The following is a 21,035-nucleotide window of genomic DNA, read 5'->3' as shown; positions in this document are numbered from 1 at the left end:
CCCCTGGACGGAGTGGGAAAACGACCGCTCACCCGTGACGTGGAGCCGCTCGGCAACGGGAAGGACTTCCAGACGGGGCCCGCGGCGATGCTCGCTGCATGAACACATCGAGGCATCCGCGCGCGAGGGCGGCCTTCGTCCTCGGGCTCTTCGTGGGCCCTCTCGCTGTCGGTCTCTTCGTATTGGCGGCCTGCATCGGCGCGTCGGCGTCAGGCTGGGGTTATGCGCTGGGGGGCGTGGTGCTTTCGCTGGGGCTCCTCACGAAGCCCTGGCGGACGCGGGGTGGCCTGACACGCGCGGGCTTGGGGCTCCTCGTCACGGTCGCGGCGGTCCGGCTCGCGGGGGCGGATGGTCCGAGAATGCGCACCGAGCGGCTGCCTGCGCCGGGAACGCGCTACCTGAACCGGCTGGTGGACGAGCGCGACGGCACGCTCCTCGCGGCCCACGTCCTCTGGCGTACGGGGAGGATTCCCGCCTCGGACGCAGCGGAGTTCATTCCCTCGCTGGAGTCCGCGTTCGACCGGCTTGCCCAAGAGGAGGGGCTGGTGGCGACGCCCGCCATCTCCACGTGGCTGGGACTCCAGTCACCGGAGGCCTTCGACACGGTGGTCATCACGCCCGAGAAGCCGAGCCCCGACACGGCCGTGGTGATGCTCCATGGCTACGCCGGCAACTTCACCGTGTATTGCTGGCAGCTGGCCCGGGCGGCACGGGCCATCTCCGCGAGGACCGTCTGTCCCTCCGTCGGTCCTGCGGGAGACTGGTGGAGCGCTGACGGAGCGAGGACGCTCGAACGCACCCTGGTCTGGCTCCGGAGCCAGGGCATCCGCCGCGTGTACCTGGCGGGGCTGTCCAACGGCGCGGTGGGAGCGCATGTGCTCGGCGGACGGGCCATGCCTGCTGGCATCGAGTTGCGGGGGCTGGTGTTGATCTCCGGCGCCGAAGCGCGGGCATCAGCGCCACGGGTCCCCATCCTGCTCGTGCAGGGCACCCGCGACACGATGATGCCCGCGCGCATCGCCAGAAACGTGGCCACGCGCCTGGGAAGGCGCGCGACCTGGTTCGAGGTGGACAGCGGGCACTTCGCCTTCCTGGACCACCATGAGGCCTGTGAGCAGGCCATCGCCACCTGGCTCCTCATGCAGGAGGAGCACCCACGCGAGCGGACCTCACGGTGAGGGCTGCGCCGTCACGCGGTCCTTCGACGCCACCAGCTCCTCGCGCCGCAACAACAGACGCGCGTTCGTGTTGGGCAGGATGCGCACCTGGAAGCGCCGCTGGGCCATGTCGTCGGCCGTGAAGACGTTCCGGTCGCTCACGAGCAGCAGCGCGGTGGGCACCACGTACCGCGACGAGCGGTTGCCGTAGTAGTGCACCAGCACGTGGTAGGGCCCCGGCGCCGCCTTCCGTGCGTGGTACAGCTCCGGCCCCAGGCCGTCCGTGATGTCCCAGTACAGCTGCCCGCCCAGCGACGTCTCCTTGTGCTGGTAGAAGCACTTCTCCCCGTCCGGCTCGATGACCCACAGGTCGATGTCCGTGCTGTCCGAGTTCCAGTGCGTGGTGAGCTGGTAGTCGATGGGCCGGGCATCCGCGAACATCCCCTCGCCGTCAGGCCCCCGCAGCCCGGCACGGCGCGCCCTGAGCACGGAGGCCACCTCCGCGAGCCGGGGCTGCCGCTCCAGTCCCGCCAGCATCCGGGCGTAGTGGAAGCTCGCCACCGTCCGCATCTCCTCGGCATGCCGCTTCCAGGGACGCGCCAGGACGATCTCGTAGTTCCGGGCGGCCTCCGAATAGCGTCCGGCCGCGTCCAGCGCGAGCGCCTCCTCCAGGAAGGCCTGCGCCTCGAAGGGACGGCTGAGCCGCACGTGCTCGAAGAGCTCCGCCGCCGCCGGGTACTGCCCCAGCGCCAGCAGGCCGTACCCCACCAGCCGCAGCGCCTCCGCGTCGCGAGGCCGCAGCTCCACGGGCGACGACAGCGCACGCACCGCGCCCCAGGTGTCCCCGGAGAAGGCACGCCTGCGCGCCACGGCCTCGTAGATCATCACGTCGTCCCGGTTCTCCTGCCGCGCCTTGCGATAGGCCACCTCGGCCTGGAGCCGCTCGTCACCGCCCGCGTAGGGCGCGTCCTTCAGTGGCTGGCGCCGCAGGAGCGCGGGCAGCCCCTTCTGCTCGGCGAGCCGGGCCACGACCGCGCGGCCTTCGGCGGGCACTTCGTCCAGCGCGATGCCCAGGAGCTTGTCGCGGCGCTGGTCCTCTTCCCTGCGCCGCAGCGACTCCAGGTTCGCCAGGTCCACCTGCTCGTCGCGGACGGCGTAGCGCGTGTAGTCGCCCTCGGACTCCAGGACGAGCATGGACGCGCGGGCGTTGGCCAACCGGTAGTGCTGGCTGAGCGCCACGATCATCCGGTCCAATCGCTCATCATCCAGGGACACCAGCTGGGACACGAAGAGCTCCGCCCACGCCCGGGGCGCGAACGCGCTGTCCGCATCCACCGGCAGGGGAATGCGCAGCGTACGCTCGGACCCGGTGCCGGCCTGGGTCACCACCTCCAGCGCCGCTTCGCCCTTGCCCGGCAGCCGCCCCGCCACCTGCAACTCCTGCCCGGGGAAGACGAGCCGGGGCCGGCCCGCCACCACCAGGTCCTTCACGTCCGCGCCCACCACCGACACGCGGGACAGCACCACGGACGCCGCGCGGTGCGCCTTCGCGGCGGCATCCACCTCCGTCGCGGACAGGACGGTCACGACACGTCCGCCGCTGGAGCGAGCCAGCGCGTCGAAGAGCTCCGTGTTCACCGCGGCCTCGCCGAAGCGGTACGTCACCCAGCGCAGGGACTCCACGCACGGGTGCCGGGAGAGGAGCGCGTCCACGCGGCTCTGCCCCCACGTGATGTTGCCGTCGGACAGCAGGAAGGCCGTCACGCGCTCTCCGGCGGCGGAGGGCTTGAGCCACTCACGCCCGGCCCTGTCCAGTTCGTCCAACGCGCCGTCCACGTGGGACGCGCCCTCCAGGAAGACGCGCTCCAGCTCCGCGAAGCTGGCCTGGCGGTTCGCCGCATCGTTCGGGCGGAAGCCCGGCCCGTGCAGCCAGCGCGGGCGCACGTCGAAGAGGAGCACCGCGTACTCCTTCAACGTCGCGTCCTTCTCCAGGAGGGCGCGCAGCGTGGCCGCCTGGATGGCCCAGGCGTTGCCGTCCTCGGCGGACAGCGAGGTGTCCACCACCAGCACCGCGCGGCCCGTGGGAGGCCCCTCCGCGCCGGAGGTGAGCCGCTCCGGCAGCCGCACCCGCGCGTGGAAGGCACGGCCCGGAAGTCCCGCGTCGTCCGCGCCCACCAGCACGTCCGCGTCCTCTCCGCGAGGCGTCAGTGCCACGCCCAGCGCGCCGTCCCCGGCGAGCTTGGGGAAGTCGTAGACCTGCCAGGCCTCTACCTTGCGGCCCTTCGCGCCCGGCTCCGGCTGCACGGTGATCTCCGACGCCTGACGGGGATCCACGTGGACGCGAGCGGTGACGCGCAACTCCTTGCCCGCGTCCGGAGGCAGCGGCCACGTGTAGCGCAGGCGGGTTCCGTCGAAGAGGAGCGTCTGCTCATACGCGATGACGACGCGCTTGAGGGACTTCGGAGGCAGGGGGAAGACGCGGGCGCTGAAGGTGGACGCGCCCGACCATTCGAGCAGCGCGGGGTCCACGTTGCGGCGCACAACGTCCTCGTACACCTCCCGCGCGCGCTTCTGCTCCACGACGCGGGCCTCCTGGATGTCGCCCCAGGAGCGCTTCGCGCCACGGGCCGAGGGCGGCGCGGAGGCCACGAGCCGCTCCGACTCCGTCGAGTCATCGCCCAGGGGAGGCAGCAGGTCCGACGACTGGAACAGCGAGGGCGAATCCACCGCCACCGCCCCCGAGTACAGCGCGAAGCCCGCCACCGTCGCGCCGCCGGGCAGCGGGTAATAGAACGTGCCTTCGAGGCTGCGGCCGGAGTCGTTTTCGAAGAGGTGATCGACCACGGTCCGCGCGCGGGAGCCCTGGATGTACGTGACGACGCGAACGGAGCGGGTCTTGAGGGGCTGATAGCGGCCGTCATCGCCCATCACCAGCACCTTGGCGGCGCGAGGCGCGGCCTCCACACGAGGCAGCACGGGCTTCGGAGCCTCCTCCTTGGCGACCTGCTTCTTCGCGGGCATCGCTCCAGAGCCGGAGCCGAAGAGTCCACCGATGACCCGGCCACCGCCACCGCCACTACCGCTGCCCTTGATGATCTGGATGATCTCACGGCGGCGCTGCTCCGAAGGAGGGGGCGCGCCCGAGGGCGCTGGCGCCGCGAACCGATCACCCACGACGCCTCCGATGACACCCCCGGCCACACCGCCCTCGACTCCATCCGCTTCCGGCTCGGAGGGAGCCCGCGCGGAGGGCGCGGCGGCGGGCCGTGAAGGCTCCGCGCGTGGCCTCATCTCGCGACGTTCCGCGTCCCCGCTCGTCGCGACATCCAACACCTCCGCCTCCCCCAGCCCGGGGGCCTCGAGGGCGTGCGAGCTCGGCGGAGCAGCGGCGCGCGCGCGAGCAAGGTCCCTCGGTGAACGGGCGGCGGTTGGCGAGAGCGCCGCGACCTCCTCTTCGGAGAGCACCTTCGGATCCGCCACGGAGTCGCGCAGCGCCGCGAGGTCCACCTCGCCCGTGTCCGGTTGTCCCGCGACGGTGGCGGGAGCCACCAGTCCCGCCTGGAGGAAGGGCGCTGGCGTTTCAGCCGGGGCGGCGGCCTTGGGAGGAGAAGGAACGTCCGCGTCCCGTTTGCATCCCGAGGCGAGGACCCCCATCAGCAACACGACAGCGGAAACACGATAAATGCGCATGATTGAACGCTAACCCATCCGCGAGTGGCGAGCTCATGCCCGCCAAGACATGGCCAGCCCATGACACCGCCATGACGCGGTAGGTTCCCCAAAAAAGGGGATGCCCATGGATTGGTCAGCGGCGCAGTACACGCGATTCGAGGACGAACGGAACCGCCCCATCCAAGACCTGCTCGCGCGGGTTCCCACGGCCGACGTGAAGCGCGCGGCGGACATCGGCTGCGGCCCCGGCAACTCCACGGAGCTGCTGCGCACCCGCTTCTCCAAGGCCGCCGTCACCGGAATGGACAGCTCCCCGGACATGCTCGCCGCGGCGCGCAAGCGCTTGCCGGACGTGCGGTTCGACCTGGGAGACGTCGCGACCTGGAGCGACCCGGGCCCCTACGACGTCATCCTGGCGAATGCGGTGCTGCAGTGGGTGCCGGACCACGCCACCCTGATGCCGGCGCTCCTCCATAAGCTGGCGTCGGGTGGAAGCCTCGCCGTGCAGATGCCGGACAACCTGGACGAGCCGTCCCACCGGTTGATGCGGGAGACCGCCAGCGCGGGTCCCTGGGCGGACACGCTGAAGGGAGCCTCGAGCGCCCGGACGGAGCGCCACGATGCCGACTGGTACTTCCGCACGCTGCGCGACGCCGGAGCCACGGTGGACGTCTGGCGCACGACCTACTTCCACCCGCTGACCGGAGGCGCTGGCGCGGTGGTGGAGTGGTTCAAGGGCTCAGGACTCCGGCCCTTCCTCGACCCGCTCGACGCGGAGGAGAAGACCGACTTCCTTGGCCGATATCAGGAAGGGATTGAACGGGCCTACCCGACCCTGCCCGACGGGACGGTCCTGCTGCCCTTCCCCCGGCTGTTCATCGTCGCGACGCGCTAGCAAGTCCGCAGGCGATGCTCCCCAGCGTGGCGACAGCGGCCTCGATGCGCGGCGTCCAGGGTTGGCCACAGCTCAGCCGGATGAAGTTCCGGTAGGAGTCCGGCCGCGCGGAGAAGATGGAGCCGGGCGCGATGCTGATGCCCGTCTCCAGGGCTCGCGCGTTGAGCACGTGGGCATCCACCGAAGGAGGCAACTGCACCCAGAGCAGCAGCCCTCCCGAGGGCAGGGCCACGCGCGTGCCTGGGGGAAAATGCTCGGCGACGGCGCGGGCCACGTGCTCCACCTGCGACGCCAGGTTGCGGCGCAGGGCGCGCAGGTGTCTGTCATAGCCGCCGTTCTCCAGGAAGCGCGCGACCGCCTCCTGGGTCAGCAGTGGCGACGCCACGGTGTGCGCGAACTTGAGCAGTTCCACGCGCTCCCGGAACCGGCCTGGGGCCACGTAGCCCACGCGGAAGCCCGGGGCGATCGTCTTGGAGAACGAACCGCACAGCAGCACCTGCCCGCGCGTATCGAAGGCCTTGCAGGGACGGGGACGCTCCGGACCGAAGTGCAGGTCGCCGTAGATGTCGTCTTCGATGAGCGGCACGTCGTGCGCGGTCACCAGGTCCACCAGCCGGCGCCGGTGTGCTTCCGGCATGCAGCTGCCCACCGGGTTGCTGAAGCTGGGGACCACCAGCACCGCGGCCACGCGCCGCCGCTCCAGCGCGGACTCCAGTGCGTCCAGCTCCATGCCATGGCGTGGGTGGCAGGAAATCTCCAGGGCCTTGAGGCCCAGCGACTCGATGGCGAGCAGCGTGCCGTAGTAGGCGGGTGACTCGATGGCGATGGTGTCGCCCTTGCGCGCGGCCGCGACGAGACACAGGTGCACCGCTTCGGAGGCACCGCTGGTGGTGACGAAGTCATCGGCGCCCAGCGCGCAGCCCCACTCCAGCGAGCGTTTCGCCAACTGCTGTCGCAGCAGCTTCGAACCGGGAGGCACGTCGTACATCACGCCCTCTGCCTGCCGCTCCCGCGCGAGCAATCCCAGCTCCCGGGACAGGCGCCGGGTCGGAAGCAGCTCCGGCGCCGGCCACGCGGTGCCCAGCTGCACGACGCGCGGTTCGCGTGACGACCGGTACAGATGCGACACCAGGTCGCTGACGGTGACAGGCGTCGCGGAAGCGGGCGGCCGGGACACCGGAGGCTCGGCGAGGCGCAGCCGCTCCCGTTCGCGCACGTAGTGGCCGGACTGGGGCCGCGTCTCGATGAGCCCCTGGGACTCCAGATGCAGGTAGGCCTGGAGCACGGTGGAGACGCTCACCCGCTCACGGGCGCTCAGTTGCCGCACGGAGGGCAGCCGCTCACCAGGGCGGAGCGTGCCCGCGGCGATGGCGTCCTTCAGCCGCTCCGCCACGCGCTCGTAGAGCTTCAGTGAATGCGCACGTGCGCCCATGCAGGGTCCTCCTTCGGTCCTCAACGGATAGCGCCCGGCGCTCCCACTGCCCAGATACAGCTTCGCGGCGCCGTGACCAGCACAGTTCTCCGTCCTGGAACTGTACCGGTCACAATTCACATTTCCTGCATCTGTTCTGGTCGAGCCTCCGGACGCATGGTGGGTCCATCACGGAGGACCGAGATGGTGGACCCTTTCACGTTGCTGAATCCCCCCTGGCTGCGCTCGCTGGCCCTGCGTCTGCGAGGAGGCCCGGCATCCGACTCCTGCCAGGAGCGGGTGAGCCTGCCGGAAGGCAGCCTGTGGAGCAGGCGCCTGCGCGGCCCGTCCCGCAAGCTCGTCTGCGAAGAGGGACAGGTGTGGCTCACGTTCGAAGGCGACCCGCACGACCACGTGCTCGGCGCGGGCGACACGTTGGAGGTACACGCGGGGCACGTGGTGGTGCAGGCCCTGCGCGCGTCACGCTTCAACTTGTCCGACTGCCGGGCAGGTTCGGCGCGGGAAGCGGGAACGCCGTCGCCCAAGCCCTGGGTTGACAGCACTCGCGAAGGCGCTCCAATCCGACGAGGTGCGCCGCTACATCGACGCCACCTACAGCGGCGCGGTCATCCCCGCATTCTGAGATGCGGAGTGCGCTGAGCAAGATTCTCCAAGTCTTCTTGTCCCCCTCCTGCTAGCCAGCGCGGATGCGCACCACCGTCCTGCACCGTTCGCGCTCCCTCTCCGTCGTGGACTGCCGGTGCGACGCGAAGCCGGGCGAACGCCAGTTCGAGGAGCGGCATGGGGCCTTCTCGGTGTCGTACGTCCGGTGGAGGAGCTTTGGCTACCACTCCCGCGGCGCGGAGCATGAGCTCGTGGCCGGAGCAACGCTCGTCGGGTACGCGGGAGACGCCTTCCACTGCACCCACGAGCACCATCTCGCGGGCGATGAGTGCCTGTCGTTCCAGCTCTCCGACGCGCTCGTGGATTCGCTCGGAGCCTCCCTGGACGTGTGGCGCGTCGGCGCCCTGCCCCCGGTCCCCTCCCTGGTGATGCTCGGTGAGCTCGCGCAGCAGACGGCCGAGGGAAGGACGAACCTGGGCCTGGATGAGGTGGCGCTCGCGTTCGCGGCGCGCTTCGTGGGCACCGTCTCCGGGAAACGCGAGACACCCTTGAGGATGCATGCGCGGGATCGTCGGAGGGCCGTCGAGGCCGCGCTCCTCCTCGATGCACAGGCGGAGGAGCCGCTGACGCTCGAGGAGCTCGCGGCGAAGGTCGGCTTGAGCCCGTTCCACTTCCTCCGCGTCTTCCGCGGAGTGCTGGGCGTCACGCCGCACCAATACCTGGTGCGCATGCGCCTTCGTCAGGCGGCGCGCCTGCTCGCGACGGATGCCCCCATCGCTCGCATCGCGTACGACGTGGGCTTCGGGGACCTGTCGAACTTCGTGCGCACGTTCGGCCGCGCGGCGGGCGTTTCACCACGCGCGTTCCGGAAGGCATCGCGCGGGGACCGCAAGATTCTCCAAGAGAAGATGGCGGCCAACTCCTAGAAGTGAGTCTCACTTCAGGAGGCATTCGTGTTCGACCACATCGGTCTACGTGTGAAGGATCTCCCCCGCGGCATCCAGTTCTACCAGTCGGTGCTCGCCCCCCTGGGCTACGTGCTCTGCCACCAGGACGCGACGAGCGCGGGCTTCGGCCCCAAGGGTCAGCCAGCGCTGTGGCTCTATCCCGCGAGCGACGCCCGGAGCACCGGACATGTCGCCTTCCGGGCCAGCGAGCGCGCCGCCGTGGACCGGTTCCACGCAGCGGGCATCACGGCGGGCGGGAGCGACCATGGCGCGCCGGGCATTCGCGCGGACTACGCGGACAACTACTACGCCGCGTTCCTCATCGACCCGGATGGGAACAACGTCGAGGCCGTTTGCCTCACGTAGAAGCCTCCAGCCGCATGCACACGCATTCAACCCTGGCGCCAACACAACACGAGCACACACACCATGGCTTCAATTCGCAAGGACATCACGACGAGCGCCACGCCCGAGTGGGTATGGGATGCAATCCGCGACATTGGCGCGCTTCACACGCGACTGGTTCCTGGCTTCGTTGTCGACACACGTCTTGAGCCAGGAGGCCGCGTGGTCACCTTCGGCAACGGGATGGTGGTCAGGGAGCCCATCGTGACGGTCGATGACGAGGGACGGCGTCTCGTCTGGGGCGCGGAAGGCGGACCGATGACCCACTACAACGGAGCGGTCCAGGTCCACGCGGAGGGCACGGGGAGCCGGGTCGTCTGGACCGCCGATTTCCTTCCTCACGAGGCGAGCGCCATCGTCGGACCGATGATCGACGAAGGCCTGGTCGCGATGAAGAAGGCACTGGACGGAGGCGCGTAGAACAGCCGCCCGGCAGGTCCGGCTCCCGAGTCAGACGATGTCGAGCCCGTACTGCGCGGCGGTCAGGTACTGAAGCATGACGAAGTAGACACTGGAGGAGGCCTTGTGGCCCGAGGCCCCCTGGTAGGACTTGATCATCTCGTTGCGCAGGGCCCGCAGCTGCGTCTTGTTCTGTGAGCGGTTGTCCGTGAAGGGATTGCTCAACTCCGCCACCAGGCCACACGCATCAGCGAAGGCGTCGAACGAGGCCCCATCCGTGTCGTCCACGACCTCGTAGTCGCCTTTCTTCTTCCCGCTGCCCTTGACCACGTCCGCCCAGAGCTGCGCGCGCACCCGCGCCCGCGACTCCGAGACACTGGTGACGAGCGCGACCTTCAGATGCTCCGCGAGCGCATCCGCGGCCCAATCCCCACCCGGCCGCACCGACGCTCCCCACGTGCCGGTGGGGTTGAAGGAGAACGTGGGCCAGAAGCCCAGATCCGCGGGCAGCCCCATCCTGCTCTCCTTCCGGATGAGCCCGACGAGCCCCTTGCGCACCTCCTCGGGCTCATGCGCGTCCGGGAAGGACAGTGTGCAATCCTTCAGGGGAATCTCCTCGCCCAGGTGGACCGGTGACGTGAGCGGATGCGTGAACACGCCCACGACCGAGTTCAGGGCCGTCACCCCGGAGGTCTTCACCTTCTTGCTGTTGTGCACGGCGTCGTACGGCGAGAAGTGGTGGAACACCTGCGCGGGCCCGCCGATGTGCAGCTCCAGCTTCTCCTTCGACGACTCCCCCAGCACGACGGGCGGCGCGGAGATGGCGTAGCAGCAGACGCTCACCCGGCTCTTTATCTTCGCGTAGACCTTCTCCAGGAGCTCGCCGCCCGCCAGGTCCAGATACGCGCACTGCGCGAGCGCGCCGCCCAGGCTGTGGCCGGTGAAGATGATCTCCCGGGGAACACGGCCGTGCATCGCCTCCAGGCAGGCCGCCGCCAGGGACTCCTGACAGCTCTCGTAGGCGTACCAGAAGCCGGCGGACAGCTTCGCGTTGCTGAACCGGCCGACCTTCACCTCCTTCAGGTGATTCATGTCGGTGACCCAGTCCGGGCTCCCCGCGCTGCTGACCAGCGCCTGCCCCAGCGCGCGTCCGCCGCTCCCGCTCCGGCTGCCGCGAAAGACCACCGTCAGCCGCTCGAGGTCGGGGTCGTAGATGGCGGCGCCCATCCAGCTGGCCCAGCCGGCCTTCGGGTGCGTCTGCGTCATCCCCGTCTTGCCCTGGAAGTAGCAGCACCGCTTCGTACCGGTCGCACCGGAGTGCTCCAGGCCCAGCAGCGTCCTCTGCCCGAAGAGGTCCGGGACCTTGATGGTGATGTCCTCCCCTTCCAGGTCCACGCCCTTCGAGAAGGAGATGGAGCGGTCCAGGTCCCGGGGTTGGAACAGGATGTACGGAGCGTCTCCCGTGCCGCCCCGGTACACGACCCCGTTATGGGGGTTCGGCGGAGTCCTCAGGTCGTATTCGATGGGGTCGAACTTGTGGCTGTCCGCTTCGCTGCCGAGCAGCCTGTGCACCTGCGCCAGGACCCGGTCCCTCGCGCCCTGCCACATCCCAGCCCCGTGGGACTCGTAGAACGGATCCATCGGGTAGACACAGCCCTGGGCGTACGCCTTGTAGGCGAAGCGGCAGTACTCCAGCATGTCCAGGGCCGTCTGGGCATTGGGATGAGGCACGGGGTGACTCCTGGGGAGCAGCAGCGAACGTCGAGAATCAAACGGGCGCTGGCGACATAGAGTCAATGGAGCGGGGCTGACCCACACGGGCCAGTTGCTCCATGAGCGCGGCACCCACCGCGTCAGGCGCTTCGAGTTGCGGGAAGTGGCCCACGTCCTCCAGCTCCAGCACCCGTGCCCGGGGCAGCGCCTGCTTCCACCGCGACAGGTGCTCGGGCTTCACGAGCTTGTCCGCCTTGCCCCAGACGACCAGCGCCGGAATGTCCGCGAGCCGGCCCAGGCCCGGCCCCTGTTCGTCCATCCACGGGCCTTCATGGGAGATGGAGCGCGCGAAGCCCCAGGTGCCCATCCGGGACGCCCGGTCCGGGAACTGCGACAGGAAGGACTGGTGCAACTCCCGCGTCAGCTTCGTGCGGCGCCCCCAGGACATCTTCACCAGCGTCCGCGCGGAGAAGTTCCAGGACAGGTAGAGCCACCGCATCAGCGCGTTGTCCACGTTGGGGCCCTTCAAGTCCCACAACCAGCTCTGCACCACGGTGAGGCTCAGCACCCGCTCCGGCGCAGCGATGGCGAGCGGCAGCGCGATGGGCCCCCCGAAGTCATGCACCACCAGGTGGAACGGCCCCAGGGACATCTGGTCGAACCACGCGCGCAGGTTCTCCACATGCCAGGGCAGTGAATACGTGCGCCAGTCCCCGGGCCTTTCGCTGTCACCGAAACCCAGGTGCTCAGGCGCGAGCACGCGGTACGACGGAGAGAGACGCCGGGCCACGTCCCTCCACTCACGCGAGGACGACGGCGTCCCGTGCACCAGCACCACCGGCGTGCCCTGCCCTTCCTCATGCCACGCCATCTCACCGCCTGGGACCTTCAGCCGCTTCATGTGCTGTCTGCCTTTCGCTTGCGTGAGGGAGTCGCGGGCCACCTTCGGGCCGCGGCACGAATCACCTCGGCGGCGGGGTAGCCGCCTTCATGCTGCAAGTACTGTTGGGAAATGCCTTCCACCATGGCGAAGAGCACCCGCGCTTCAATGCCAGACTCGGGCACCCCGCGCGCCGCCAATGCCTGCGACAACCGCTGGTGCGTGGCACCCAGGAAGTGCTCCAGCGGCAGCTTCAGCCGCGCCAACACCTCCGGCTGGTGGCGCAGGCCATGGCTCAGCCGCCAGAGGTCCCGGTGCGCGTCCATCATCTCCACGGCGGACGTGAGCAGGACCGTGACGAAACCCCGCGCGGAGGGTTCGCGGTCCGCGGCCTCCAGCGTGTGCGCGACGTCCAGCATCGACGACTGCATCAGCGCCGCGAGCACCGCCTCCTTCGACTCGAAGTGCGAATAGAGCAGCCCCACGGCGATGTCCGCCTCCTGCGCGAGCGCGCGGACACTGCTCCCGTCGAAGCCGTGACGGGAGAAGAGCCGCACCGCGGCCTGGAGCACGCGCTCCCGCGTCTTCTCCCGGAGGACTGCATTGGCGTCAGCCGTACGAGGCATGCCCCGAATCATTGAGTGAACGTTCGCTCAATGTAAAGAACTTCAGGCAGGCACGCCGCCCCACCCACCTACGCCAGGGGCATCAGGTCCGGCTCGACGAACCGGGTCCGCGCCTCGGCGCCGAAGAGGACCTCTCGGGAGTAGTAGTCCTCGAGGAGGTCCTTGCGCTGGAATCGTGGGTTGTCATTGACGAACGCCGTGAAGTCGCGCCCTGGCCCCGCCGCCGCCCGCGCACTGACGAGCTGGACCCACGCGACCGTCATGGTCTCGTGGTACTTCTCCGGAACTCCGAGTCGGCCCGTCAGCGCCCGCAGACCCGCGCGGGTGAGCTCGACGGCCGCATCACGCCCCGCCCTGAGCGTGTAGAGGTAGACCACCCGCACATGGTCGAGATGGGCGAACCCGCTCAGCTCCCCCCGTGAGAATCCTTCAAGAAACACGTCGTCATCCATGGCCATGCCTCCTCCATCTACTACGAAAACGTACTACGATTTCGTAGTAGGCGAAAGATTCAGGGGAGGCCAGAGAGCCGCTTCATCAGCGCGGTGTGTCCCCGGACAGCGTCACGGCCCGCTTCCACGAGTTTCGCGTCGACCTTCGTGAAGGCCTCCTCCGCCGCCTCGCACTGAACAGCTCCTGCGTCGGTGATCGCGACCAGCAGGGAGCGTCCATCCTCGGGGTTGCGGGAGCGCCGCACGTAGCCGTGCTTCTCCAACCGCGACACCAGGCTGGTCGCCGTGGACGCGCCGATGTGCAGCGCGGACATGACACCGGTCATCGTCATGGCGCCAGACGCCAGCACGGACAGCAGGACCGCTTCACCGGCGCTGAGACCGGTGGCTTCCAGCTCGGCCTCCAACAGCCTGGCCGCCTTGTGCCCACCCACCAGGAGCCCCGCGGTCAATCCCACCATCGACTTCGATGCAGCCACCGTTCATCCACCTCCGTCCGGATGACAGTGTGTCAGCTTGTGCTCCCATGCGGGGCACCACGGGATTGACCGCTTATTCACGAAAATATAATTTCACTGCTTGTGCGAGGGCTTCCGTCCCGGTGCCCGCACGTTCCCTGAGAGGCCGAATGAAACTGAAACTGACCCAGGCGGTGAGCGCCATCTCCCTTCTGGCCGCGGCGTGCGGCCCGATGCCGGAGGGCCCGGAGTCCGACAGCGAGCAGATCGGTCAGACGGCTCAGATGATCCGCCGCGAGCGGGCCATCCCGAACGAGTACATCGTGGTCCTGCGCGATTCGACGCAGGAGGTCCGGCAGCAGGGAGCGGCGAACATCGCCCGGGAGATGGTGTCCCTCACCAGCGGCCGCGTGCTGCGGACCTATGAGCACTCCATCCACGGCTTCCTGGCGAACATGAGCGAGGCCGAGGCCCGCCGCCTCCTGTCCGACCCGCGCGTGGCGTACGTGCAGGAGAACGGCCTCATCCACGTGTCCGCGACGCAGACCGGCGCGACCTGGGGCATCGACCGCATCGACCAGCGGGACCTGCCGCGCAACAGCTCCTACACGTACAACGTCGACGGCACCGGCGTGCACGCGTACGTCATCGACACCGGCATCCGGCAGACCCACACCGAGTTCACCGGCCGCATCGGCAACGGCTACGACTTCATCGACAACGACAGCGACCCCTCCGACTGCCATGGCCACGGCACGCACGTGTCGGGCACGGTGGGCGGCACGACCTGGGGCGTGGCGAAGAAGGTCACCCTCCACGGCGTGCGCGTGCTGGACTGCACGGGCTACGGCAACGACGCGCAGGTCATCGGCGGTATCGACTGGGTGGCGGCCAACCACGTCAAGCCGGCGGTCGCCAACATGAGCCTGGGCGATGTCGGCATCCAGGCCATCGATGATGCGACGGAGCGGCTGATCGCCGCGGGCGTCACCACGGTGGTCGCCGCCGGCAACGACAGCGCCAACGCCTGCAACTACTCGCCGGCCCGTACGCCCAACGCCATCACCGTGGGCTCCACCACCAGCACGGACGCCCGCTCGTCGTTCTCCAACTACGGGACGTGCGTGGACATCTTCGCGCCGGGCTCGAGCATCACCTCGGCGTCCAACTCCGGCAACTCGTCCAGCACGTCCATGAGCGGCACGTCCATGGCGTCGCCGCACGTGGCTGGCGCCGCGGCGCTCTACCTGAGCGCGAACCCCACCGCGACGCCCGCGCAGGTGCGCGACGCGCTGGTGAACAACTCCACGCCGAACAAGGTCACCAGCCCGGGGACCGGCTCGCCCAACAAGCTGCTGTACACGCTCTTCATCACCGGCGGCGGCGGCAGCGACACCACCCCGCCCACCACGTCCATCACCTCGCCCGCGGGCGGCGCCACGCTGAGCGGCACCGCGAGCCTGAGCGCCAGCGCCACCGACAACGTGGGCGTGTCTCGCGTGGAGTTCTTCGCGGGCACCACGCTGCTGGGCACGGCGACGGCCTCGCCGTACAGCTTCTCGTGGAACACGGCGACGGTGGCCAACGGCACCTACGCGCTGACCACGAAGGCGTATGACGCGGCGAACAACGTGGGCACGTCCGCCACGGTGTCCGTGACGGTGAACAACGGCACGGGCAGCTGCTCCATCACCGAGCAACTCCTCGCCAACGCGGGCTTCGAGAGCGGCAACACGGGCTGGACCACCTCGTCCGGCGTCATCGACGGCACCACGTCCGGCAGCGCGCCGCGCACGGGCACGTACAAGGCCTACATGAACGGCTACGGCAGCACGCGTACCGAGTTCGCCTACCAGGACGTCACCATCCCCGCCACGGCGTGCAGCGCCACGTTCACCTTCTGGGCGCGCATCACCACGGCGGAGACGACGACCACCACGGCCTACGACAAGCTGGCCGTCCAGGTCCGCAACAGCGCGGGCACGGTGCTGGCGACGCTGGCCACGTACAGCAACCTGGACAAGGGCACGGCCTACGTTCAGCGGACGTTCAGCCTGGACGCGTACAAGGGCCAGACCGTCCGCATCTACTTCAACGGCACGGAGGACTCGTCGCTGCAGACGAGCTTCTTCATCGATGACACGGCGCTGACCGTCGTCCGGTAGTCCGCCAGCGGGAAGTCGATGTCCAGAGGCCCAGCAACCCCACCGGGTTGCTGGGCTTCTCTTTTCGGTGTCAGGTGCCGGCGGACGTTCGGTGTCAGGGCCATGCGACCGCCCTGGGAGTCACGCACATGACGTGGTGGATCTACGCTCTGGCTTCCGCGGGTTTCGCCGCGCTGACCGCCATTCTTGGGAAGGTGGGGGTGGAGGGCGTGCCTTCCACGCTCGCCACCGCCCTGCGCACCGTGGTGGTGCTCGTCTTCGCCTGGACCATCGCGCTGGCCCGGGGAGAAGGCGCCGCCCTTCCCACCCTCAGCCGCCGCACGCTCCTCTTCCTCGCGCTCTCCGGCGTGGCCACGGGCCTGTCGTGGCTGGCCTACTTCCGGGCGCTCCAGCTCGCTCCCGCCTCGCGCGTGGCGCCCATCGACAAGCTCAGCCTGGCCCTCACGCTCGTCCTGGCGTGGGGCCTGCTGGGCGAGCCCATGTCGTGGAAGCTCGTCGTGGGCGTGGGGCTGATGGTCTGCGGCGCGCTGTTGACGCTGGGCTGACGGCCAGCCTCAGGCACCGGGGGCGCTTCGCCGCGAGGGGCGCAGGTGCACCGGGGGGCCTTCCGGCGCGGGGAGGATCCACGCCTTGGGTCCCAGGCTGTCCTCCTCCTTCGCCAGGTCCACGTGCGGATCCACCAGCGGCTCCGACATCCGGCCGTTCAGGGACACCCGCACGTCGGCCCGGACCTCCATGGGGTGGTGCGTGTTCGCCTCGAAGTCCCGGGCAATCCTGTGGGCCAGTTGCAGGATGAGGTCCGGCTGCACCGCCATCTCCCGCTCCTGCAACCGCGTGAGGTACTGGCTGGGCGGAACGTGCCACTCCCGGCCGGTGACGCTGTCACGCACCAGGAACGTCGCGCTGCCGTTCTTCTCCCGCGTCATCACCCGCCACGAGAAGCGCATCCCCTGCTCGTGCCAGAGCACGTTGCCGCCATACGCGTGCGTGCGCAGCGGCAGCGCCACCTGGAGGACCGCGTAGGTCAACGCCGCTCCCAGCGCCAGGCGGCCCTTCCAACCCGGCACCACCAGGGTCGCGCCTTCGCCCACCCCGGAAGGACGCACGGCCAAAGGAAGGCGCCGCACCCGGGCCGCGAGCACGCGCGGCCACGACGGGTCGAAGAACACCAGCGCCGCCGTCACCATGATGAAGGGGAACATCCCGATGGGGAACAGCACGAACGTCACCGCGTGGAAGCCCAGCACCACGACGTACGCGAACGGCCGCGTGCGGCGCCACATGAGGAACAGCACGATGGTGGTGTCGAACAGCATCCCGCCCCAGGCCGCCGCGTACGCCATCCAGCGCTGTTCCAGGAGCGGCCCCACCCACGGCAGCCCCGTGCGGGCGGCCAGCCAGATGTTCAGAGGCTGCGCGTGCACCAGCCAGTCCGTGGTGACCTTCGCCAGCCCCGCGAACACGTAGACGACGGACACCTGGAAGCGCAGCAGCACCGTGCACCACGCCGGCAGCCAGTCCCGCCGCAGCGCCGGCTTGCGCCACGCGTCCACGGAGAAGGCCCGGTGCGCGGGCACGAAGCACATCAGCCCCAGCAGCAGGCTCACCAGGTAGTAGTGGTTGAGGTAGTTCGTCACGTCGAGCAACTGCACGTAGGCGAACACCCCGAACAGCAGCACCACCGTCACCCGGTAGAACAACCCCACCATCAACAGCGCGCCCAGCACGCCCATCACCATGAAGAGCGCGGGCATCCAGTCACCCGGGAGGACCGGCACCCAGCCGAACCCCCAATAGGTGAAGCGGAAGCGGGGCTGCGCGAACAACACGCCCACCCAGCCGTAGGCCAGGAAGCGCACTGCCGATACGGTGATGAGCAGCCCCAGCGCCACCCGGAACGCCGCCAGCGCGGCGATGTCCCGGGGCGCCAGCAGCCACGCCCACTCCCGTGCCAGCGGCCTGCTCCCGCCGACAGCCACGTCAGTCATTATCTCCCTCGAGGCCCGCGGGCGGCTCCAGGTCCAGCGTGGTGATGAAGTCCGTCTTGAGCGTGTCCGTGATGCCCTTGAAGTCGTTGTAGACCGTCATCACCGACGGCTTGTCCTGCACCAGCGCCTGAGCGAGGTCTGCTTCTTCCACCGCGACCAGCGCCGCGTCGGCCTCCACCACCTCCTGGCGCATCCGCGTGGCCACGCCTTCCGCGCCCACCGCCGCCAGCACGTCGTCGAAGCCCGGGCCCGTGAAGTCCGGGCCGCAGCCGTCCATGAGGCGGCGGAAGCCCACCAGGTTCTGCCGCAGGTTCTGTTTCGAGCGGCCCGCGAACTGCGACTCCAAGAGCTCCGGGCAGATGGACGACGAGCAGTCGCGCAGCGCCAGCGGCCGCGCCAGCTTCTGGTCCTTGCCCTCGCGCTCCACGTAGAAGAGCGCGTCGCTCATCGCGTTGAGCGCCACCTGCGTCGAGGGGAACACCGCGTTGCCGGAGCCCGCCGTCGCCAGCGTCTTCAGGAAGTTGCCGCCCTCCGGCGCCCACGCGGTCACCAGCGCCTGCGCGTGCTTGTGCACGTCCGCCGCCACCACCGCCGCGTAGGCCCGCTTGCGCGCCGCCCGCTCGTCCGCGGACAGCGCCGCCCACGTCCCCTGCGCCACGATGACGGAGTTGGGCCCACACGCCGTCTCCGCGCCCTCGTAGAAGAGCAGGTACTCCAGCGCCAGGAACCCGCGCCGCGTCACCAGGCTGGAGGAGAAGCTGGCCGACTCGTAGCCCTTGGACACGAGCTGCTCCTCGATGGAGCACCGGTTGTAGAGCGGGAACGAGTGGATGTTGTCGCGGATCTCCGCGCCGCCCGGGCTGCTGCGCGGCGCCGCGGGCCCCACCTGCATGGGCTCCATCACCTGCCAGACGTCCATCGCCTCGTGGAACGCCGTGCGCGCCGCCGTCCGCGCCGCCGCGTCCGGCGCGTCCCGCAACGCCGCCGTCGCGGTCTGGAGCGCCGTGGCCTTGGGCAGGAACTCCCGCGCCGTCCCCAGGATGCACTCGCCCGCGGCGCTCAGCAGCTGCGCGCGCACGTCCGTGCCGCCGTCCCCGGGGCCAGGCTCCACCGGCTTGGGCTTGTTGTCGCTGCACGCCACACACAGCACCGCGGTGAATGCCAGGGCCCTCACTCCCAGCCGGGAGGGCGCATCAGGACGGGCTTTGAAGACAGTCATGGGATCCGCGAGTATCAAACCCAAGTTGCGAATGACAATTATTATCGAAACCGGGATGTCGTCTTGACTTCGAAGGACTCGCAGTCTACTCACCGCCCCGAAACGCGTATGAAAATGAGAATCGTTCTCAGATTCGCCACCACAAATGAGACGTCTCTCATTTACGGCCAGCCAAAATGAGAATCCCTCTCATATTTCACTCATCCCCTACCCGAGGGTCGAAAATGACTAATCAGAGGAAGCACCGGAGCATCACGAAGCTGCTGCCCAGCATGCTGGTTCTGGGCCTGACCGCGACCTACATGGGTGGGTGCGGTGACGACGAAGAGCCCACCCCGACGCCGGACGCGGGCACCAACACGGACGCGGGCACCAACACCGACGCGGGTACCAACACCGACGCGGGCACGAACACCGACGCGGGCACGGACGCCGGCACGGTCACGCCGGACACGGACCTGGCGTTCGTGCGGCTGAACACCAATGGCTCTGTGGACACCAGCTACGCCTCGAACGGCATCTCGCGCGTGAGCCTGGGCACGGGCGCCGGCACGGTGCGCGACGCCATGTGGAGCGTCAGCCGCGACGCGCAGGACCGGCTGGTGGTGTTCGCCACCAAGAAGGCGGAAGGCACGCGCACGGACACCGACCGCGTGGTCGCCCGCATCACCACCAATGGTGCGCTGGACGAGACCTTCAACGCGAACCCCACGGCGACGAAAGAGCGCAAGGGCTTCTACGCGCTGGACATCGGCGGCCTGGGTGACTCCGCCCGCCACGGTCTGGTGCAGCCGGACGGGAAGATCATGTCCGCCGGCTACCTGTCGCAGCCCACGGGCGTGGGCGCGCAGTCCGCCAACCGCATCGTGATGCTGCGCCTGGATGAGGCGGGCACGGTGGACAACACCTTCGGCTCCAAGGGCGTGGTGAACTCGGCGCCGTTCGCCACGAACGACCCGACCAAGGAGTGGGGGCTGTCCGAGGCCTACGCCGCGGTGCGCCTGTCCAATGGCTCCTACGTCACCACCGGCTACGGCCGGGCGGCGGGCGTGGCTCGCACCACGGTGGACCTCATCTCGTTCCGCTACACCGCGACGGGCGCGCTGGACACCACGTTCGGTACGAACGGCGCGTTCATCCTCGACCTGACCGGCGACAACGACCGCGGCCGTGACGCGGTGGCGCTGAAGGACGACCGCGTGTTCATGGTGGGCAGCGGCACCCGGACCGCCGGCAACATCGATGCCCTGGCGGTGGTGCTGACGGCGGACGGCCAGCCGGCCACGGTGGACGGCTTCACCGAGGGCTACAAGCTCTACTCCTTCGACCGTCCGGACGAGGCCTTCTTCGACGTGGAGAAGAAGGACGTGGGGGACGAGGAGTACGTGGCCGCCGCGGGCTACCGCGCCGGTGGCAGCCAGGACGACGACGCCATCCTGCTCATCCGCAACATGACGACGGGCACGGAGTTCGTGGGCGCGGTGCCCTTCTCCGAGACGGAGAACGACCGCTTCTGGGGCGTGACGTTCGGCCCGGACAACAAGGTGTACGCGGCGGGCTTCGTCACCGAGGGCGGTGACAACCGCTTCGCCGTCGCGCGCTTCAACCTGGACGGCACGCGCGACACCACCTTCGGCACGGGTGGCATCGTCACGGTGAACGTCATCGCCGGCAAGCTGGACGAGGCCGCTCGCGCCATCGCCGTGCAGGCCGACGGGAAGATCGTCATCGCGGGCGCCGCCGAGGCGCAGGAGTAGGCGTTCACGCAGTCGCGGTCGGCGGCGGTCTTCCGGGCCGGCGGGGAGGTTCCACTCCCCCGCTGGCATGGTCGACCGCCGCACCTCTTCGCACGTTCCTCCGGGAGTCTTCGTCCTCATGGGTGCACCGACCTGGGCAGTCGCCGTCGTTTCCTTCGTTGTCTCCTCGTCGGCCCCGGCCCAGACGCCGCCGCCCCCACCAGAGTCTCCGCGGGCTCCGGCCGAGGCTCCGCTGGCACCTCCGCCGGCCGCGTCCGAGCCCCCTGC

General features: G+C 69.3%; 17 protein-coding genes and 1 pseudogene. 9 read left to right on the top strand and 9 right to left on the bottom strand.

Features of this window, described 5'->3' with window-relative positions:
- Nucleotides 1-98: 98 nt before the first annotated feature.
- Nucleotides 99-1,178 carry an alpha/beta fold hydrolase gene (locus tag D7V77_RS05690; protein WP_120575247.1) on the top strand — a complete coding sequence of 360 codons (1,080 nt, stop codon included), beginning with the start codon at nucleotides 99-101 and terminating at the stop codon, nucleotides 1,176-1,178.
- On the opposite strand, the gene D7V77_RS05685 is transcribed toward D7V77_RS05690, so the two are convergent.
- A complete protein-coding gene (locus D7V77_RS05685; protein WP_233596710.1) occupies nucleotides 1,170-4,706 on the bottom strand; it encodes a VIT domain-containing protein in 3,537 nt (1,178 codons plus the stop codon). The two genes, D7V77_RS05690 and D7V77_RS05685, sit on opposite strands and share 9 nt — an antisense overlap.
- A gap of 247 nt (nucleotides 4,707-4,953) precedes the next feature.
- On the opposite strand from D7V77_RS05685, the gene tam reads away from it, so the two are divergent.
- Nucleotides 4,954-5,724, top strand: a complete 771-nt coding sequence (tam, locus tag D7V77_RS05680; protein ID WP_120575280.1) for a trans-aconitate 2-methyltransferase — start codon at nucleotides 4,954-4,956, stop codon at nucleotides 5,722-5,724.
- On the opposite strand, the gene D7V77_RS05675 is transcribed toward tam, so the two are convergent.
- Nucleotides 5,705-7,156: a PLP-dependent aminotransferase family protein gene (locus D7V77_RS05675; protein ID WP_120575245.1), complete on the bottom strand. Its 1,452-nt coding sequence runs from the start codon at nucleotides 7,154-7,156 to the stop codon at nucleotides 5,705-5,707. The genes tam and D7V77_RS05675 overlap by 20 nt on opposite strands.
- On the opposite strand from D7V77_RS05675, the pseudogene D7V77_RS45920 reads away from it, so the two are divergent.
- From D7V77_RS45920 to D7V77_RS05650, 4 genes and pseudogenes are all read left to right on the top strand, one after another.
- Nucleotides 7,139-7,594, top strand: a pseudogene (locus D7V77_RS45920) (DUF2917 domain-containing protein); the annotation flags it as partial. The gene D7V77_RS05675 and the pseudogene D7V77_RS45920 sit on opposite strands and share 18 nt — an antisense overlap.
- Before the next feature lie 248 nt (nucleotides 7,595-7,842).
- Complete coding sequence (locus tag D7V77_RS05660) at nucleotides 7,843-8,685, top strand: helix-turn-helix domain-containing protein (protein WP_120575244.1); 843 nt, start codon at nucleotides 7,843-7,845, stop codon at nucleotides 8,683-8,685.
- Between the two features lie 27 nt (nucleotides 8,686-8,712).
- A complete protein-coding gene (locus D7V77_RS05655; protein ID WP_120575243.1) occupies nucleotides 8,713-9,072 on the top strand; it encodes a VOC family protein in 360 nt (119 codons plus the stop codon).
- Between the two features lie 63 nt (nucleotides 9,073-9,135).
- Nucleotides 9,136-9,531, top strand: coding sequence for an SRPBCC family protein (locus D7V77_RS05650; RefSeq protein WP_120575242.1), 396 nt, complete (start codon nucleotides 9,136-9,138; stop codon nucleotides 9,529-9,531).
- 30 nt (nucleotides 9,532-9,561) lie between these two features.
- On the opposite strand, the gene D7V77_RS05645 is transcribed toward D7V77_RS05650, so the two are convergent.
- From D7V77_RS05645 to D7V77_RS05625, 5 genes are all read right to left on the bottom strand, one after another.
- Nucleotides 9,562-11,241, bottom strand: a complete 1,680-nt coding sequence (locus tag D7V77_RS05645) for a hypothetical protein (protein WP_120575241.1) — start codon at nucleotides 11,239-11,241, stop codon at nucleotides 9,562-9,564.
- Nucleotides 11,242-11,278: 37 nt separating this feature from the next.
- A complete protein-coding gene (locus tag D7V77_RS05640; RefSeq protein WP_120575240.1) occupies nucleotides 11,279-12,124 on the bottom strand; it encodes an alpha/beta fold hydrolase in 846 nt (281 codons plus the stop codon).
- Nucleotides 12,121-12,729, bottom strand: coding sequence for a TetR/AcrR family transcriptional regulator (locus D7V77_RS05635; RefSeq protein WP_158624340.1), 609 nt, complete (start codon nucleotides 12,727-12,729; stop codon nucleotides 12,121-12,123). Before D7V77_RS05635 ends, D7V77_RS05640 begins: the two co-directional genes overlap by 4 nt.
- A 68-nt stretch (nucleotides 12,730-12,797) precedes the next feature.
- Nucleotides 12,798-13,181, bottom strand: coding sequence for a hypothetical protein (locus tag D7V77_RS05630; protein ID WP_126933769.1), 384 nt, complete (start codon nucleotides 13,179-13,181; stop codon nucleotides 12,798-12,800).
- Nucleotides 13,182-13,240: 59 nt separating this feature from the next.
- The gene (locus D7V77_RS05625; RefSeq protein WP_126933768.1) at nucleotides 13,241-13,660 is read right to left on the bottom strand and encodes a MarR family transcriptional regulator; all 420 of its coding nucleotides are present in this window, start codon (nucleotides 13,658-13,660) and stop codon (nucleotides 13,241-13,243) included.
- Nucleotides 13,661-13,809: 149 nt separating this feature from the next.
- On the opposite strand from D7V77_RS05625, the gene D7V77_RS05620 reads away from it, so the two are divergent.
- Both D7V77_RS05620 and D7V77_RS05615 read left to right on the top strand, forming a co-directional pair.
- Complete coding sequence (locus tag D7V77_RS05620) at nucleotides 13,810-15,804, top strand: S8 family serine peptidase (RefSeq protein WP_120575236.1); 1,995 nt, start codon at nucleotides 13,810-13,812, stop codon at nucleotides 15,802-15,804.
- 128 nt (nucleotides 15,805-15,932) lie between these two features.
- Nucleotides 15,933-16,349, top strand: a complete 417-nt coding sequence (locus tag D7V77_RS05615; protein ID WP_120575235.1) for an EamA family transporter — start codon at nucleotides 15,933-15,935, stop codon at nucleotides 16,347-16,349.
- Nucleotides 16,350-16,358: 9 nt separating this feature from the next.
- Here D7V77_RS05615 and D7V77_RS05610 read toward each other — a convergent pair whose 3' ends face one another.
- Nucleotides 16,359-17,792: an HTTM domain-containing protein gene (locus D7V77_RS05610; RefSeq protein ID WP_120575234.1), complete on the bottom strand. Its 1,434-nt coding sequence runs from the start codon at nucleotides 17,790-17,792 to the stop codon at nucleotides 16,359-16,361.
- Nucleotides 17,785-19,011: an imelysin family protein gene (locus tag D7V77_RS05605; protein ID WP_120575233.1), complete on the bottom strand. Its 1,227-nt coding sequence runs from the start codon at nucleotides 19,009-19,011 to the stop codon at nucleotides 17,785-17,787. The genes D7V77_RS05610 and D7V77_RS05605 overlap by 8 nt, the downstream gene beginning before the upstream one ends.
- A 224-nt stretch (nucleotides 19,012-19,235) precedes the next feature.
- Here D7V77_RS05605 and D7V77_RS05600 point away from each other — a divergent pair, with 224 nt between their 5' ends.
- Nucleotides 19,236-20,768: a hypothetical protein gene (locus D7V77_RS05600; protein WP_233596709.1), complete on the top strand. Its 1,533-nt coding sequence runs from the start codon at nucleotides 19,236-19,238 to the stop codon at nucleotides 20,766-20,768.
- Nucleotides 20,769-21,035: the final 267 nt, after the last annotated feature.

Origin of the sequence: Corallococcus sp. CA041A (assembly GCF_003612075.1) — a bacterium.
Classification (GTDB): domain Bacteria; phylum Myxococcota; class Myxococcia; order Myxococcales; family Myxococcaceae; genus Corallococcus; species Corallococcus exiguus.
This window is presented reverse-complemented; position numbering and strand designations above follow the sequence as displayed.

What these genes read in the sequence shown, in the direction of transcription:
- D7V77_RS05690 (WP_120575247.1), top strand. Translation starts at nt 99, where the DNA reads ATGAACACATCGAGGCATCCGCGCGCGAGGGCGGCCTTCGTCCTCGGG.
- tam (WP_120575280.1), top strand. Translation starts at nt 4,954, where the DNA reads ATGGATTGGTCAGCGGCGCAGTACACGCGATTCGAGGACGAACGGAAC.
- D7V77_RS05675 (WP_120575245.1), bottom strand. Translation starts at nt 7,156, where the DNA reads ATGGGCGCACGTGCGCATTCACTGAAGCTCTACGAGCGCGTGGCGGAG.
- D7V77_RS05660 (WP_120575244.1), top strand. Translation starts at nt 7,843, where the DNA reads ATGCGCACCACCGTCCTGCACCGTTCGCGCTCCCTCTCCGTCGTGGAC.
- D7V77_RS05650 (WP_120575242.1), top strand. Translation starts at nt 9,136, where the DNA reads ATGGCTTCAATTCGCAAGGACATCACGACGAGCGCCACGCCCGAGTGG.
- D7V77_RS05640 (WP_120575240.1), bottom strand. Translation starts at nt 12,124, where the DNA reads ATGAAGCGGCTGAAGGTCCCAGGCGGTGAGATGGCGTGGCATGAGGAA.
- D7V77_RS05635 (WP_158624340.1), bottom strand. Translation starts at nt 12,729, where the DNA reads ATGCCTCGTACGGCTGACGCCAATGCAGTCCTCCGGGAGAAGACGCGG.
- D7V77_RS05630 (WP_126933769.1), bottom strand. Translation starts at nt 13,181, where the DNA reads ATGGATGACGACGTGTTTCTTGAAGGATTCTCACGGGGGGAGCTGAGC.
- D7V77_RS05620 (WP_120575236.1), top strand. Translation starts at nt 13,810, where the DNA reads ATGAAACTGAAACTGACCCAGGCGGTGAGCGCCATCTCCCTTCTGGCC.
- D7V77_RS05615 (WP_120575235.1), top strand. Translation starts at nt 15,933, where the DNA reads ATGACGTGGTGGATCTACGCTCTGGCTTCCGCGGGTTTCGCCGCGCTG.
- D7V77_RS05610 (WP_120575234.1), bottom strand. Translation starts at nt 17,792, where the DNA reads ATGACTGACGTGGCTGTCGGCGGGAGCAGGCCGCTGGCACGGGAGTGG.
- D7V77_RS05605 (WP_120575233.1), bottom strand. Translation starts at nt 19,011, where the DNA reads ATGACTGTCTTCAAAGCCCGTCCTGATGCGCCCTCCCGGCTGGGAGTG.
- D7V77_RS05600 (WP_233596709.1), top strand. Translation starts at nt 19,236, where the DNA reads ATGACTAATCAGAGGAAGCACCGGAGCATCACGAAGCTGCTGCCCAGC.